The following is a 14,968-nucleotide window of genomic DNA, read 5'->3' as shown; positions in this document are numbered from 1 at the left end:
TCAGTTCTCCTTGATCGATTCGCTGACCGGGATGCCCACGTGGCGGCCGGGCACGGCGGAGATCGCCAGCATCCGGTCGCCGACGGCGATGGCGGTGCAGTTGGTCACCGCGCCGGCCGCGTCGAACAGCCGCACGTGCCAGTCGTCCTGCACGATGGTGTTGATCGTCGAGTCGCCGATGCGACACTCGATCAGGCGCAGCGGACGCATCTCGGTCTTGATCCGGCCGACCAGGACCGGACGGGCGCGCCCGGCGGTGTTCACGGCGAGGACCTGCTCGCCGGCGCTGAGGTCGGTGATGTACGCGGTGCGCCCGGCCGGCGTCCACACGTAGGAGTGCACGGCGCCGGCGTTGACCCGGAAGGGCCGCAGGTTCATGTACGGCAGGTAGTGCACCTCGGCGCAGACCAGCAGCCCGCCCGAGGAGGTCGAGCCGACCAGGATCCCCTCGTCGGGCTCGAACAGGTCGGTCGTGTCCACGCAGCCGCGCATGCCCATGCCGATGGACCGCACCGCCGTCACCTCGGCCTCGACCAGGTCGAGCTGCTCCGTGCGCCGCTCCAGCAGCTCCCGGGCCAGCCGCACCACCTCGCCGGGGGTGGAGACACGCAGCAGCATCGCGTCCGGGCCGTGCTGGAGCACCCCGCGGGTGACCAGGGCGTCCACGGAGTTGTGCACGCGCTTGACGACCGTGGTGCGCTGCGACTGGGCCTCGGCGACGATGAGCTCCAGCGGGATGTTCGTCTCGTCGGCGAAGCTGACCAGCAGCACGTCGACGTGGCCGAGCGCCGCCACGGCCTCCTGCATCGTCTCGGCGTCGGTGACGTCGATCCAGCGCCCCCGGCGCCAGCGGCCCCCGTGCGGCACGGCGGCGAGGGTGGCGTGGTCGGCGGCGATGACGGTCAGCGCCCGGGACGGGTCGAGCTTGTCGAGCTGGGCCGGCTCGGTGACGAGCACCGCCACCTCGACCCGGTCGGGCAGGGCGGTGTCGGGCACCGCGTCCGGCGGGACCATGACGCCCCGCACGGGTGCCTGGACGACCGCCGCCACCATGTCGGGCAGGCCCTCGCGCAGGTGCGACAGGTCGCACCAGAGCGGGATCAACGCGTCACTGTCGGACACGGTCGTGCCTCCTTCGTCGGGGTCAGCCGGGGTTGTTGGCGTGCACCAGCGCGTGCAGGTCCGCGAGGGCCGCCTCGGGCGCGGCGTGCTGCTGCACCTTGCGCCCGATGCAGACGCCCGCCGCGCCCGCCGACAGGGCGTCCTTCACATCGAGCAGGACGTCCTCCCAGGAGTCGGACGGCTCGCCGCCGGCCATCACGACCGGGGCGAAGCAGCCGTCGACGACCGTGGCGAACGAGTCGGCGGAGCCGGTGTAGGGGACCTTGACGATGTCGCTGCCCAGCTCGGCGGCGGCGCGGGCGGCGTGGGCGATCTTCTCCGGGGCGGCGGTGGGGTCGACGCCGGCGACGTACACCATCGCCAGCAGCGGCATGCCCCACTGGGCGCACGCGCCGGCGAGCTGGGCGAGGTCGCGCAGCATGTCGGTCTCCTCGGGCACGCCGAAGGTGACCTGCGCCGACACGGCGTCGGCGCCGATCCGGACGGCCTCGACGACGTCGCCGGTGAGCGTCTTGACGTGGCCCCGGCCCGACAGGGCGGTGCCGGCGGAGAGGTGCATGACGACGCCCGTGGACCGGGCCACCTCCGCCGGCACCCGCCGCAGCACCCCCCGGTGGCCGATGATGCCGTTCGGCGCCCCCGCCAGCAGCCGGACGAGTTGGGAGTCGATCGCGTCCAGCCCGGCGATCGGGCCCATCGTCACGGGTTGGTCGATCGGCATGAGCACGGTGCGTCCACTGGTCGGACCCCACAGCCGCCGCAGCCGCCGCTCACGACCCGTTGACTCCATGTGTGCCTCCTTCAGGCGGACGATGACCCGGACCCGGGCGACCGCGGACTCGCGTGGTGACCAGGACGTGCGCGAACGGGCCGGCCGTGGACGCACGGCCGGGCGGGGCGGGGCCTCGCCCGGCCGCCCAGGGGGCACCCGCTCAGGGGGCCGGCACGGCCGGGTCAGGTGTCGGGGCCGGGGTCACCGGCAGACGGCGTGGGCCGCGACTTCGCCATTCCCCCGTGTACGTCAGCATCGTGGGTAGCCAACCGCCCGTCGTATCCGATTCGAGTCGCCGCCACATCCGCAAAGCCCAGCAAGCATTGTGGGACATTTGCCGGCGTCAGTGTAGCGAGGATCAGGACGCGGGACACCCCTTAGTCTCGACCCCTAACATCGCCCCGTCCGCCGTCACGCGACACAGCGGTCGGCAGATCGACGCCGATCACGCGCCGCCACTGCCGGACGATGGGCCGAAACCCGCTCCCACGTGCCCGGACGCCAGGCAGAGCCGCGCGCCGCCGTCAGCAGATCGCGCCGCAGGGAGCACGCCGACCAGCCGAGCCGCGACATTTGTCGACATGACGGATGTCAATGACAGCGGTAGCCTGAGCAACGCCGGTAAACCATTCGTCCGCACACCTGCGGCGCGGTTCAGTCGCGCGCTGCCGACGACGGAAGCTGCCGGTCGTGCAGCCGGCTGAGCAGGGCCAGCGACGTGATTGCGCCGAGCAGCGCCAGGAACATGTCCCACTGGGTGTCCCAGACGTCTCCCTGGGTGGCGAGGAAGTCGTCGGCGGCCGAGCCGCCGGCCACCGCCGCCCACCACTCGATCATCTCGAAGAAGGCGCTGAAGGCCAGGCAGGCGCAGACCACGAGCGGGGCGAGCCAGCGGCTGCCCCGCAGCGGGGAGCGGCGGACGAGGATCTCCCGGACCAGGATGGCCGGCACGAAGCCCTGCGCGAAGTGCCCGAGCCGGTCGTACGGGTTGCGGGACAGGTCGAACAGGTCGCGCACCCAGTCGCCCAGCGGGGTGCGCGCGTACGTCCAGTGGCCGCCAGCGATGAGGATCAGCGCGTGGACCGCGAGCAGGCAGCACAGCAGCGTGCTCAGCGGGAAGCGTCGCCAGGTGAGCAGCACCACCGGCACGCCCACGATCACCCAGACCGTCTCCAGCAGCCAGGTGAGCCGGTCGTACGGCCGGATGCCGGACGCCACCAGCGCCACCAGGACGAGGGCCAGCAGTGCCGGGGGGAGGACCGCGCGCGCTCGGGACACCGACGACCGCCTGTTCGGTTGTGCCAGGCCGGCAGCCGCCGGTCGGTCGCCGACGATATCCCCCGCTGATCGGCCACTCGGCGGCAGGGCGGGCGCGCGCCGGGAGTCAGCGGCCGGAGTCAGCGACCGGGGGCGGAGCCCGCCTTCAGGGCGGCCACGAAGCCGCCCCACGCGGCCGGGCCGAAGGCCAGGGCCGGGCCCGCGACGTCCTTGGAGTCGCGTACGCCGACCGCGTCGCCGCCGAGCCGCACCTCCACGCAGTTGGCGTTGCTGGAGCTGCGGGACGACTTGCACCAGTCACGACGACGGGCGGTCACGTCATCTCCTTGGCGATGCGGCGGATCAGGTCGACCGACTCGTCCGACCCTAACGCGAGTTCCCGGGTCTCGGCGAAGGTGACGATGTAGTCGGTCACCCGCACGGACTGGTCGATGATGTCGATGGAGGTCAGGATCTCCTGCCAGACCAGGTCGGGCAGCCGGGGCGAGGGAAACGACAGGACCTGGAACGGCCCGCCGAACGCGGGGTGCGCCCCGGCGCTGAACGGCAGCACCCGCACCTCGACCTGCTCGGGCCGCTCGGTGGCCAGCCGGACGAGGTGGTCGAGCTAACGGCGCATCACCTGCGGGCCGCCGACCTGCTGGCGCAGCGCGCCCTCGCTGAGCAGGGCGGACACCCGCAGCGGGTGCGCGCCGTCGAGGCGTGCCTGCCGGGCCATCCGCACGGCCACCCGCCGCTCGACCTCGGTCAGCCGGATCGTGGTGGTGCCGCCCCGGATCACCGCGCGGGCGTACTCCTCGGTCTGCAACAGGCCGTGGATCGCCTCCGGGTGGAAGCTGCGGATGTGCTCCGCGCCGGCCCGGAGCTGCTCCAGCTCGGCCGCATCGTCGGGCTCGAACTCGTACGCCTCGATCATCCCCCCAGCCGGCGGGCGGGTGACCCGGCCCGACTCCACCCCGGAGACGTACGCCTGGATGATGCCGATGGCGCGACCGGCCGCCGCCGCGGTGAAGCCGACCTCCTCGCGGCGCTGGCGCAGCCGGATGCCCAGCTCCCACGCCTGCACCACCGGCGACGACTCCAACTGCGACAGTGCCGCGCGCGGCCCGGACGACCCCGGGGATCCAGCGGGCATGGTTCCTCCTTCACGGACCAGCAACAGGGTCGGTGGGTCTACCAGGAGGAGAAGGTTCCGCACGCGTTCTCGCTGTGCCGGGTGCTCGACGCCGGCACCTTCGAACACCCCGGTGCCCTACTGTCGCTGCTGTCCTGTGGGGAGGAGGCGGCGATGGCATCGGACGAGCACGATCGACCCGGCGCGGCTGCCGCCCGCCGGTGGGTGCCGGCCGCCCGGGTCCGCGTCAGCCTCGACGCGTTGGAGCGCCTCGTCGGCGGGCTCGGCACCGCCGTCCTGGCCCTGTCCGCCCTGGCCCTGCTGACGGTCACGGCGCTGACCTGCCTGGTCGGCGTCGGCCTGCCGGCGGTGCCGTACGCGCTGCGGGCGCTGCGCCTGGTCGCCGACCGGGAACGCGACCGGCTGTCCCGCACCGGCCCGGACATCGCCGCCGGGCTGCCGGCCCCGCAGACCCTGCGGTCCGCCGTGGCCGACCCGACCGTACGGCGGGAGGCGCGCTGGCTGGTCACGCACGCCACCCTGGGGCTGTTCCTCGGCCTGCTCGGCCTGACACTGCCGATCAACGTGCTGCGCGACGGCACGTTCCCGCTGTGGTGGCGGCTGCTCCCGGCCGGCGAGGCGACCTCGGCGCTGGGCTTCCCCGTCGTGACCGACACCGCCGGGGCGCTCGGGGTCGGCCTGTTCAGCCTCGGCTGGCTGGCCCTCGTCGGCTACGCCACGCCCGCCCTGGCCCGCCTCCAGGAGCTGCCCGGCCGCCGGCTGCTCCCGCCCGCCCCGGGCGCCGACCTGGTGCTGCGGGTCGCCGAGCTGACCGCGACGCGGGCCGCCGCGCTCGACGCCCACGCCGCCGAGCTGCGGCGCATCGAGCGGGCCCTGCACGACGGTACGCAGAACCGCATCGTCGGCGTCACCGTGCTGCTCGGCGCGGCACGCCGGGCGGTGGCCCGCGACCCGGCCGACGCCGACGCGCTCCTGGAGCGGGCGCAGCGGGCCGCCGAGGACGCCCTCGCCGAGCTGCGCGCGGTCGTCCGCGGCATCCTGCCGCCCGTGCTCACCGACCGCAGCCTGCCCGACGCGCTGCTGTCGCTGGCCGCCACCTGCCCCGTTCCGGCCCGCGTCGACGCGGACGTGCCCGGCCGGTGCGCCGCGTCGGTGGAGGCCACCGCATACTTCGTGGCCGCCGAGGCGCTGACCAACGTCGCCCGGCACAGCGGGGCGCGACGGGCCACGGTGACCGTGCGCCGCGCCGGCGACCGGCTGCGCGTGACGATCGTCGACGACGGTCGCGGCGGCGCGGACGAGCGCGCCGGGTCGGGACTGTCCGGCATCCGGCGGCGCGCCGAGGCGCACGACGGGACGCTGACCCTGACCAGCCCGTCGGGCGGTCCGACCACTGTGGAGGTGGACCTGCCGTGCGGATCGTAATCGCCGAGGACGACGCGCTGCTGCGCGAGGGCCTGGCGCTGCTGCTGCGCGCCGAGTCGCTGGACGTCGTCGCCACCGCCGACAACCCGACCACGTTCCTGGCCGCCGTCGATGCGCACTGCCCCGACGTGGCGATCGTCGACGTGCGGATGCCGCCCACCCACACCGACGAGGGGATCGTCGCCGCCGTCGAGGCCCGCCGCCGCCAGCCCGGCCTCGCCGTCCTGGTGCTCTCCGCGTACGTCGAGCAGGCGTTCGCCACCGACCTGCTCGCCCGGGGCGGCGCCGGGCTCGGCTACCTGCTCAAGGAGCGGGTGGGCCGGGTGGAGGAGTTCCTGGTCGCCCTGCGCCGGGTGGCCGGCGGCGGCACGGCCATCGACCCGGACGTGGTCGCCCAGTTGCTGGTCCGCAGCCGGCCCGACACCCGGCTGGACCGGCTCAGCCCCCGCGAACGCGACGTGCTGGCGCTGATGGCCGAAGGGCTGGGCAACGCGGCCATCGCGGAGCGGCTCTTCGTCACCGACGGGGCCGTGCACAAGCACATCCGCAGCATCTTCGCCAAGCTCGACCTCGCACCCACCGACCGCACGGACCGCCGCGTCGCCGCCGTCCTGCACTACCTCAACACCCCCACCCCCACCTGACCCACCCACCCCCACCCCCGCCCCCGCCCCGCCCCACCCCGCCCCGGTGATCAAGAGGTTTGTGTCAGGCCGAAGATCAAACTTGACGCAAACCTCTTGATCACCGTCGTCGGCGCGGTCGGCGCGCGTGCCGGTGGGCGGCGTGGGGGGTGGGGTTGTCCCGGTTATTACGATGAGTTCTCGTCGATATCGCGCTTCGGGGGGATTCGCGTGTCATCTTCCGGATCCGGAGGAAGGCGGGGCCGTCGCAGGCCACGGGTGCCACGGCCGACGGACACGCCGCACGGCACGCCGACGGGCACGCCGACGGGCAGCCGGGAGCCCGGCCCGGCCAGCACGCCGCAGCCGCCGCCGACACCGGCGCCCGGGGCAGGGCGGGCGGCCCCCGGGAGCGGCCGGACGGTGCCCGAGGCCACGCCGGAGCACGCCACGGAGCAGAGCGGCGGGCCGCCGGCCCAGTTCTCCCGGCGTGCCGTGCTGTGGGCGGCCGGCGGCGGCCTGGCGAGCGCGGTCGTCGGCGCGGTGGTCGCCGAGGTGGCCAGCCGGCTCACCTCCTCCGACCAAGCGGTGCGCGACGACCGGGCCGTCGAGGCGGCGAAGCAGTCGGCCGCGCAGCAGAAGCCGCCCCTGTCCGTCAACGCCTACTACTACGACCGCTCCGACGACGCCTCCGTCTGCCTGTTCCCGGGGCCGCTGACCGGCGAGCAGCGGCACCGCCTGCTCGACCTGCCGAGGACGCCGACCACCGTGGCCGACCTGGCCGCCACCGGCGACGCCGTCGACACCGTGTACCCGGGCGGCCCGCGGCACCCGTACCGGCTGTTCACCCGGATCCGGCTGTCGGTGGTCGGCCAGTGGACCGGCCCGGTGTTCGTGACCCAGATCCGGGCCCGGGTGCAGCGGCGCTCCGCGCCGTTGTCCGGCGCGTACGTGTACGAGGGCAGCCAGGGCGGCGGCGAGCCGCTGAAGATCGGCTTCGACCTGGACGAGCCGGACAGCATCGCGCGGGTCGTCACGGAGAAGCTCGAACTCGGTGCGGCCTACGTGGACGGGCACTCGCTGACGCTGTCGCCGGGCGAGCCGCTCACCGTGGACGTGCAGGCGCAGACGGACCGGTCGTACTGCGAGTGGGTCATCGAGCTGGACGTCGACCTCGGCGGCGAACGGCGGGTGCTCACCGTCGACGACGACGGCCGGCCGTTCCGCAGCACCAGCCTCGCCCGCCACTACCAGGAGCGGTACTACGCGAAGATCACGGGCGGCTGGGGGGCCGACGGTCCCGGGCCCTTCGAGGGCCGGTCGTGAGCGCCGGTCGACGGCTGCTCCGGGTCGTCGCCATCGGGGTGCTGCCGGCGGTGCTGGCCTTCGCCGCGGTCTACGCGCTGCGCTCGGGCAACGACGGCGGCGGCGACCGGGTCGAGCCGGGCCGCACCACGGCCACCGGCGGCGCTCCGCCGGATCGGGCGGGCGCGGGCAGGCGGCCGGCCGCCTCCGCAGGCCCGGCCGGGGCCGTCGAACTGGCCGCCACGCTCTCCGGCACCGCGTACAGCACCGAGCTGACGTTCGAGGTGCCGGAGGCGCGGGCGCGGGTCAGCCCACCGGAGTGGGTGCACGACTGCGGCCGGTTCGCGGCGTGGGCGCGGGACAACGGTGGCGTACCGGTCGGCCCCGAGCCCGTCCACACGCTGACGCTGCGTGCCCGGCGCAGCGTGGACGTGCAGGTCGCCACGGTCCGGGCAGTGCCGGTCGCGCGGGTGGACCGCCCCCGGGAGCAGGGGCCGTGGGTCGAGCTGGCCTGCCGCGACGGCGTCGCCTCCCCCGCCGCGTCCCCGCCCGGCCGGTGGCGCGGCGGCGAAATGCCGCACCCCCTCGCCGCCGGGCAGACCCTGGAGGTCCCGGTCGAGCTCGACGGGCTCGACGAGTCGGGCGGCCCCGTCGACCCGTTCCCGAGCGGCGTGTCCGACTACCGGCTGCGGGTCGAGCTGGAGGTCGACGGGGTGCCGCGGACCTACGACCTGCGCGACGGGGACCGGGATTTCCGGTGCTGCGGGCGCATCACCTACATGGGCTACCAGGCCGCCCGGTACGAGTGGACCCTCTCCCCCGCCCGCGCGCTGCGGTACTGCGCCGAGCTGCGGTACACCGGCGAGCCGCCGCCGCGCACGTGCACGCCCCGCGCGCCGGCCTGACCGGGGTCGACGCGGGACGGGTGCCCGCCCGACCCTGCGAGGCACACGCCGACCCCGCGAGGCACACGGCGGCCGGGCAAGGCGCACGCCGACCGCGCGAGGCATGCGCCGACCGCGCGGGCACCCGCCGACCGGGCGGGACACGCGGCGGCCTGGCTCCGGGCGGGGTCCCTATGATCCGGTGATGGCGCTGCTGCACCGGGCGGAGATCCGCCCCACGAAGCTCGAACTGTTGTCGGCCTGGCTGCCCCGTCGTCCGTGGTTCCTGGGAGACGCCGCCGCCGGCGTCGAGCGCGTCGCGGCGTACCGCTTCGACGACCCCGCCGGGGAGGTGGGGATCGAGACGCTGCTGGTGCGGGCCGGCAACGGGCCGGTGCACCAGGTGCCGCTGACCTACCGGGGCGCGCCGCTGGGCGGGGCCGACGCGTGGCTCGTCGGCACCTGCGAGCACTCGGTGCTGGGGCCACGCTGGGTGTACGACGCCTGCGGCGACCCCGTCTACGCGGCGGCCCTGGCCGGGGCGATCCTCGCCGGCACCGGCCAGTCGCAGGAGTACTTCGAGGTGGACGGTCGGCGCGAGGAGCGGGCGCCGAGCATGGGGATCGCGGTCGACGGGGCGGGCCTGGCCGGTGCTCCGGGGATCGACGCGGTCGACCAGGTCGACGACGGGGATCCGAGCCGGATCCTCGCCGGCTCCGTGGAGCTGGCCATCCTGCGGCGGGTCGGCGACGATCCCGACCTGCCCGGCGCCCGGCTGACGGGCACGTGGGAGGGGCAGCCGGCCCCGCTGCCGCTGGCGTACGCGTCGCCACGCTGACGCTGACGCTGACGCTGACGCTGACTCCGACCCGCCCGCCGCGCCGACGCCGGCTCGGACAGCAGGCGGCGACCGGCCCGGACAACGGGCGGCGACCGGCCCGGACAACGGGCGGCGACCGGCCCGGACGACATGCCGCAACCAGCCCGCACGGCAGGCGGGGCCACCGTCACCGGGCGGCGACGGTGGCCCCGGCACCGGGGCGGGTCAGGCCCTGCGGGCGGGCGGTCGGCTCCCGCGACCGGCGTCGACGGCCACCTGGTCGAGGGCGGGCGCGCCATCGACGGCGTCGGCGGCCACGGCGGCCGACCTGGCCGGGTCGGGCAGGTCGAGGCTGGTGCGCAGGGTGACCGGCCGGAGCAGGAGGGCCGCGACGACGCCGACGACCGCGATGGCCGCGGAGATCAGGAAGATGTGCCCGGTGGCGTCGCCGTACGCGGCCCGGACGATCTCGCGCACGGGCGCGGGCAGGACGTCGAGGTTGAGGCTGCCGCCGCCGGAGCTGCCGGAGACGGGGATGCCTGCGGCGGCGAGGTCGTGGGTGATCCGGTCGCTGACCCGGCGGGCGAGGACCGCGCCGAGCACGGAGACCCCGATGGTGCCGCCGAGAGAACGGAAGAACGCGACGGTGGAGCTGGCCGCGCCGATGTCGCGCAGCGACACGGTGTTCTGGACCGCGAGCACGAGGTTCTGCATGGTCATGCCGACGCCGGTGCCGACGACGAACATGGCCACGCCGACCAGGACGAGCGATGTCTCGTGGTCGATGGTGCCGAGCAGGGCGAACCCGGCGACGAGGAGGATCGCGCCGACGACGATGTAGGGCTTGATCCGCCCGGTCCTGGTGATCATCCGGCCGGCGATGATCGACGAGCCGAGGACGCCGGCCATCATCGGGATGGTGAGCAGGCCGGCCTCGGTGGGGCTGTAGCCGCGCCCGATCTGGAAGTACTGGCCGAGGAAGACGGCGCCGCCGAACATGGCCATGCCGACGGCGAGGCTGCCGAGGATGGCCAGGGCGGTGGTGCGCTCGCGGACGATGCCGAGCGGGACGACCGGCTCGGCGGCCCGGGACTCGACCCAGGTGGCCAGGGCCAGCAGGAGCACCGCGCCGCCGACCATCGCGGCGGTCTGCCAGGACAGCCAGGCGAACGAGTCGTCGACGAACGAGATCCAGATCAGCAGCACGCTGACGCCGGCGGCGATCAGGGCCGCGCCCAGATAGTCGATCTTGACGTTGTCGCGGCGGACGGTGGGCAGGCGCAGGGTGAGCTGGAGCAGGACGAGCGCGACCAGGGCGACGGGCACCCCGACGAAGAAGCACCAACGCCAGCCCAGCCAGGACGTGTCGACGATGAGGCCGCCGAGCAGGGGGCCGCCGACCGTCGCGACGGCCATGACGCCGCCGAGGTAGCCGTTGTAGCGGCCGCGCTCGCGCGGCGGGATCATCGCCGCGATGGCGACCTGGACGAGGGCCTGGAGGCCGCCGACGCCGATGCCCTGGAACGCGCGGGCGGCGATGAGCTGACCGGCGGTCTGGGAGAAGCCGGCGACCACGGAGCCGGCGAGGAAGACGACGATGGCGACCTGCACCAGCGTCTTCTTGTTGAACAGGTCCGCCAGCTTGCCCCAGATCGGGGTGGTGGCCGTCGCGGTGAGCAGGGTGGCGGTGACCACCCAGGTGTACTGGGTCTGCGAGCCGTCCAGCGCCCCGATGATCTTCGGCAGCGCCGTCGACACGACGGTGCTGCTGAGCATGGCGACGAAGAGCACCAGCAGCAGGCCGCTGAGCGCTTCGAGGGTCTGCCGATGGGTCATCGGCGCGGCTTCGGCCGTCGTGGTGGGTGCGCTCATCGCGCGGCCTCCAGGTTGTCGTTGTCTGCGGGGGCGGACCCGAGGTCGGCCTCGCCGCCGGGGGCGGACCCGAGGTTGGTTTCGCCGCCGGGGGCGGACGCGGGGTCGACTCTGCCGCCGAGGGCGGACCCGAGGTCGCGGGTGAACCGGCCCAGCGCCGAGCACAGTGCCGCCACCTCGTCGGGGGTCCAGTCGGCGAGCGCCCGGTCGAGCAGTTCGCCGTACCAGCCGTAGGCGTCCGCGAGGGCCGCCCGGCCGGCGGGGGTGACGGCCAGGCAGCTGGCCCGCCGGTCGGTGGGATCGGCCCGCCGCTCGACCAGGCCGTGCGCGACGAGCGAGGCGACGGCGCGGCTGACGGTGGACGGGTCGAGCCCGGTGTGTTCGGCCAGCTCCCGGGCGTGGGCCCCGGCGGCGAGCTGCTCGATCTGGGTAAGCATGCCGACCAGCCCGAGCGGCACGGACGGCCGGTCGTCGGCGCGCCGTTGCTTGATCAGCCGCACGCTCTTGAGCAGGTCGTACAGCCGCGCGCCCAGCTCCCGGGTGGTCTCCACGCCGCCCTCCCCACAGTGATGGTTGCTGCAAGCAACTATCCTCCGAACGTGCCCACTGGGCAAGTTTGCGCGTTGAGAAGTAGATCACCGGCCACGTATCGTGACGCCCATGGACCAGGTCACCGGGCTGCGCGAGCGCAAGAAGGCGGCCACCCGCCTCGCCCTGCACGAGGCCGCCCTGCGCCTCGCCGCCACCCAGGGGCCCGACCGGGTGACCGTCGAGGCGATCGCCGACGCCGCCAACGTCTCCCGCCGCACCTTCTCCAACTACTTCTCCAGCAAGGAGGAGGCGTTCTTCCACGGCGACACCGTGCGGCTGCGCCGGATGCGGGAGCTGATCCGCGACCAGGCGCCCGGCGAGCGGCCGTGGACGGTGCTGAGCCGGGCGGCCGAGCGCCTCACCGCCGAGGTGTACGGCGACCCCGACCCGGCCTGGCTGGCGCACCGCCGGCAGCTGCGGGCGCACCCGAGCCTGCTCGCCCACCACCTGGCGGCGTACACGACGGTCGAGCGGGAGGTGGCCGCGGAACTGGCGTCCCGGCTCACCGGCCCGCACGCCGCGCTGCGGTCCCGGGTCCTGGCCGCGAGCTTCCTCGCGGCGCTGCGGGTAGCCATCCAGCACTGGATCGACCACCCGGACGGCCCGCTGCTCGACACGATCCGCACCGCGCTCGCCGAGGCGGACCCCGCCGGCCCGCCGGCCCACCGCGACTGACGGCGACCCCACCGGCCCGCGGCCCGCCGGGCCGGACGACCGCCTTGAGCATCCGGGCACGGGCGTGAGATTCTTGTGCGTCGATGACCAGCCGCGCGCGGGGCTGACCGTCGTCCAATGGGCAACCGGTGGCCGGCGCGGCCTCCCGGGGGACGGCGACATCTGCGACCAACGCCAGATCAGTCCGTCCAGAGCCGCCCGCCGACCCGGCGGCGCTCTGCCCGTGGTCAAGAAGGAACAGCATGAACAACCCGAGCACGTACGGGTATCCACGCCACACCCCGCCGCCGCGCCGGCCCGGCCGACGCCGGTGGACGGCCCTCGCGGCGAGCGCGCTGCTCGCCACCGGGGCCCTCGCCGCGATCACTCCCCCGGCCGTCGGCGCGGCCGCCGACCCGGTCGTCGTCACCGTCAACGCCAAGGCGGGGCTGGCCGGCGTGCCGAACACCGCGCTGGGCGTCAACCAGGCGATCTGGGACTCGAACCTGGGCACGAACGAGACGTCGGACCTGCTGCGCGCGGCCGGCGTCCAGATGCTGCGCTACCCGGGCGGCTCGTACGCCGACATCTACCACTGGAAGGACCACACCGCGCCCGGCGGGTACGTGGCCCCGAACACCGACTTCGACACCTTCATGGCCGGGGCGAGGCGGGTCGGCGCCCAGCCGATGATCATCGCGAACTACGGCACCGGCACCCCCGCCGAGGCCGCCGACTGGGTGCGCTACGCCAACGTCACCAAGAAGTACGGCGCGAAGTACTGGACGATCGGCAACGAGAACTACGGCAACGGCCTCTACGGCTCGGCCTGGGAGGCCGACGACCACCCGGACAAGAGCGCGACCTACTACGCGAACCTGGTCGTCGACTACGCCGAGGCGATGAAGGACGTCGACCCGACCATCAAGGTCGGCGCGGTGCTGACCATGCCGGGCAACTGGCCCGACGGGATCACCGCCGGCAGCGACCCCGGCCCGTGGAACCAGGCGGTGCTGTCGATCGCCGGGCCGAAGGTCGACTTCGTGGACGTGCACTGGTACCCGGGCGGCAGCGCCGCCGAGTCCCTGCAGCGCACCGCCCACATCGACGAGGCGGCCCACCTGCTGCGCCAGCAGATCGCCCGGTACGCGGGGCCGAACGCCGCCCGCATCGGCATCAGCTTCACCGAGCTGAACGTCGACACCGGCCGCAACACCCAGCCCGGCGCGCTGTTCCTCGCCGACGCGTACAGCGACCTGCTGGAGAACGGGGTGTTCACCGTCCAGTGGTGGAACGTGCACAACGGCATCGACAAGGTGTCGCAGGTGGCCGGCCACACCGACTACGGCGACTTCGGGCTGCTCTCCAGCGGCACCTGCACCTCCGACGGCACCGTGTGCGAGCCGCCGCTGAACACGCCGTTCGCCCCGTACCACGGGCTGTCCATGATGAACCTGCTCGCCGGGGCCGGCGGCCAGTTCGTCCGGGCCGGCACCGACGAGGCGCTGGTCACCGCGCACGCCGTGCGCCGGCCCAACGGTGACCTCGCGGTCATGCTGGTCAACAAGGACCCGGACAACGCCCGCCCGGTCACCATCGACTACGCCGGGTTCGCCCCGTCCGCCGCCGCGCCGACCGTGCACACCCTCACCAACGGCGCGACCGCCATCGCCACCAGCCAGTCCGGCAGCGCGACCAGCCGCACCCTGCCGCCGTACTCGCTGACCACGCTGGTGCTGCGCCCGGACGCGGTGGTCACCGGGGCGCCGGGCGCACCCGCGCAGCCCACCGTCGCCGACGTCACCGACCGGGGCGCGACGGTCTCCTGGCCCGCGCTGCCCCCGGCGGCCGGCGGTCCCCTCAAGTACGAGGTGTACCGGCAGAACGGCACGGTCAGCGAGCAGCTCGGCGAGACCACCGCCACCTCGCTCGCGGTCGGCAACCTCGTGCCGGGCACCCGGTACACCCTCAACGTGCTGGCCCGCGACGGCGCGGGCCGGCTCTCCTGGTCGTCGCCGCCGGTGACCTTCACCACCGCCGGCCCGGCGGAGAGCACGTGCGGCGTGCGCCTGCGCGACACCACCAACTGGGGCAACGGATACGTCGGCAGCCTCGACATCGTCAACAACGGCGCGAACCTGATCGACGGCTGGACGCTCACGTTCACCTGGCCGACCACCTGGCAGCGGGTGGACAGCGGCTGGAGCGCCAACTGGGCGCAGAGCGGCCGGACCGTGACGGTCACCAACACCGCCGACAACTCGAAGATCGCCGGCGGCGGGGGCAGCACGAGCGCCGGCTTCGTGGGCGCGTACAGCGGCCCGAACGTCTGGCCCACCGCGTTCGTCCTCAACGGCACCCCGTGCGCCGTGCTGTGACGCGCCCGCCGACCCGCCACGCCGGGGTCGGCTGACCGGCCGTCGCCGCCGGCGGGAGCCCTCGGGCCCCGCCGGCGGCACCCGGGCCGGACGCGACGGGCCGCCCGCC

At 74.5% G+C, this 14,968-nt stretch carries 13 protein-coding genes and 1 pseudogene; 7 read left to right on the top strand and 7 right to left on the bottom strand.

Annotated features, from left to right (window positions below; translation table 11 throughout):
• The 5 genes and pseudogenes from TK50_RS14650 to TK50_RS34875 all read right to left on the bottom strand — a co-directional run bounded on the left by TK50_RS14650 (window position 1) and on the right by TK50_RS34875 (window position 4,307).
• Window positions 1-1,122 carry a 3-dehydroquinate synthase II domain-containing protein gene (locus TK50_RS14650; RefSeq protein ID WP_052503773.1) on the bottom strand — a complete coding sequence of 374 codons (1,122 nt, stop codon included), beginning with the start codon at window positions 1,120-1,122 and terminating at the stop codon, window positions 1-3.
• 22 nt (window positions 1,123-1,144) lie between these two features.
• Window positions 1,145-1,912, bottom strand: a complete 768-nt coding sequence (locus TK50_RS14645; protein WP_043963254.1) for a class I fructose-bisphosphate aldolase — start codon at window positions 1,910-1,912, stop codon at window positions 1,145-1,147.
• A gap of 636 nt (window positions 1,913-2,548) precedes the next feature.
• The gene (locus tag TK50_RS14640) at window positions 2,549-3,172 is read right to left on the bottom strand and encodes a DUF2238 domain-containing protein (protein WP_043963253.1); all 624 of its coding nucleotides are present in this window, start codon (window positions 3,170-3,172) and stop codon (window positions 2,549-2,551) included.
• A 119-nt stretch (window positions 3,173-3,291) separates the two neighbouring features.
• A complete protein-coding gene (locus tag TK50_RS14635) occupies window positions 3,292-3,489 on the bottom strand; it encodes a DUF397 domain-containing protein (protein WP_043963252.1) in 198 nt (65 codons plus the stop codon).
• A pseudogene (locus TK50_RS34875) lies at window positions 3,486-4,307 on the bottom strand (helix-turn-helix domain-containing protein). Before TK50_RS34875 ends, TK50_RS14635 begins: the two are co-directional and overlap by 4 nt.
• 153 nt (window positions 4,308-4,460) lie before the next feature.
• Here TK50_RS34875 and TK50_RS14625 point away from each other — a divergent pair.
• From TK50_RS14625 to TK50_RS14605, 5 genes are all read left to right on the top strand, one after another.
• Window positions 4,461-5,732 (top strand): sensor histidine kinase, encoded by a 1,272-nt coding sequence (locus tag TK50_RS14625; protein ID WP_043964568.1) that lies wholly within the window; start codon window positions 4,461-4,463, stop codon window positions 5,730-5,732.
• Window positions 5,720-6,376, top strand: coding sequence for a response regulator (locus TK50_RS14620; RefSeq protein ID WP_043963251.1), 657 nt, complete (start codon window positions 5,720-5,722; stop codon window positions 6,374-6,376). Before TK50_RS14625 ends, TK50_RS14620 begins: the two co-directional genes overlap by 13 nt.
• A 402-nt stretch (window positions 6,377-6,778) precedes the next feature.
• Window positions 6,779-7,681, top strand: a complete 903-nt coding sequence (locus tag TK50_RS14615; RefSeq protein WP_043963250.1) for a hypothetical protein — start codon at window positions 6,779-6,781, stop codon at window positions 7,679-7,681.
• A complete protein-coding gene (locus TK50_RS14610; RefSeq protein ID WP_043963249.1) occupies window positions 7,678-8,565 on the top strand; it encodes a hypothetical protein in 888 nt (295 codons plus the stop codon). The genes TK50_RS14615 and TK50_RS14610 overlap by 4 nt, the downstream gene beginning before the upstream one ends.
• 184 nt (window positions 8,566-8,749) lie before the next feature.
• The gene (locus TK50_RS14605) at window positions 8,750-9,382 is read left to right on the top strand and encodes a CG0192-related protein (RefSeq protein ID WP_043963248.1); all 633 of its coding nucleotides are present in this window, start codon (window positions 8,750-8,752) and stop codon (window positions 9,380-9,382) included.
• A 207-nt stretch (window positions 9,383-9,589) separates the two neighbouring features.
• Here the strand turns inward: TK50_RS14605 and TK50_RS14600 are convergent, their stop codons facing one another.
• Together TK50_RS14600 and TK50_RS32245 are read right to left on the bottom strand one after the other, a co-directional pair.
• Window positions 9,590-11,236, bottom strand: coding sequence for an MDR family MFS transporter (locus TK50_RS14600; RefSeq protein ID WP_043963247.1), 1,647 nt, complete (start codon window positions 11,234-11,236; stop codon window positions 9,590-9,592).
• The gene (locus tag TK50_RS32245; RefSeq protein WP_063838574.1) at window positions 11,233-11,787 is read right to left on the bottom strand and encodes a MarR family winged helix-turn-helix transcriptional regulator; all 555 of its coding nucleotides are present in this window, start codon (window positions 11,785-11,787) and stop codon (window positions 11,233-11,235) included. The genes TK50_RS14600 and TK50_RS32245 overlap by 4 nt, the downstream gene beginning before the upstream one ends.
• 109 nt (window positions 11,788-11,896) lie before the next feature.
• On the opposite strand from TK50_RS32245, the gene TK50_RS14590 reads away from it, so the two are divergent.
• Together TK50_RS14590 and TK50_RS14585 are read left to right on the top strand one after the other, a co-directional pair.
• Window positions 11,897-12,502, top strand: a complete 606-nt coding sequence (locus TK50_RS14590) for a TetR/AcrR family transcriptional regulator (protein WP_043963246.1) — start codon at window positions 11,897-11,899, stop codon at window positions 12,500-12,502.
• Window positions 12,503-12,744: 242 nt separating this feature from the next.
• Window positions 12,745-14,859: a cellulose binding domain-containing protein gene (locus TK50_RS14585; RefSeq protein WP_082106322.1), complete on the top strand. Its 2,115-nt coding sequence runs from the start codon at window positions 12,745-12,747 to the stop codon at window positions 14,857-14,859.
• Window positions 14,860-14,968: the final 109 nt, after the last annotated feature.

The organism is Micromonospora haikouensis (assembly GCF_000876225.1).
Lineage (GTDB): Bacteria > Actinomycetota > Actinomycetes > Mycobacteriales > Micromonosporaceae > Micromonospora > Micromonospora haikouensis.
The sequence above is the reverse complement of the archived record's forward strand: the minus strand, read 5'-3'. Positions and strand labels throughout refer to the sequence as shown.

Excerpts from the sequence above, each read along its gene's own strand:
- TK50_RS14625 (WP_043964568.1), top strand. The coding sequence starts at position 4,461 with ATGGCATCGGACGAGCACGATCGACCCGGCGCGGCTGCCGCCCGCCGG.
- TK50_RS14605 (WP_043963248.1), top strand. The coding sequence starts at position 8,750 with ATGGCGCTGCTGCACCGGGCGGAGATCCGCCCCACGAAGCTCGAACTG.
- TK50_RS14645 (WP_043963254.1), bottom strand. The coding sequence starts at position 1,912 with ATGGAGTCAACGGGTCGTGAGCGGCGGCTGCGGCGGCTGTGGGGTCCG.
- TK50_RS14590 (WP_043963246.1), top strand. The coding sequence starts at position 11,897 with ATGGACCAGGTCACCGGGCTGCGCGAGCGCAAGAAGGCGGCCACCCGC.
- TK50_RS14585 (WP_082106322.1), top strand. The coding sequence starts at position 12,745 with ATGAACAACCCGAGCACGTACGGGTATCCACGCCACACCCCGCCGCCG.
- TK50_RS14600 (WP_043963247.1), bottom strand. The coding sequence starts at position 11,236 with ATGAGCGCACCCACCACGACGGCCGAAGCCGCGCCGATGACCCATCGG.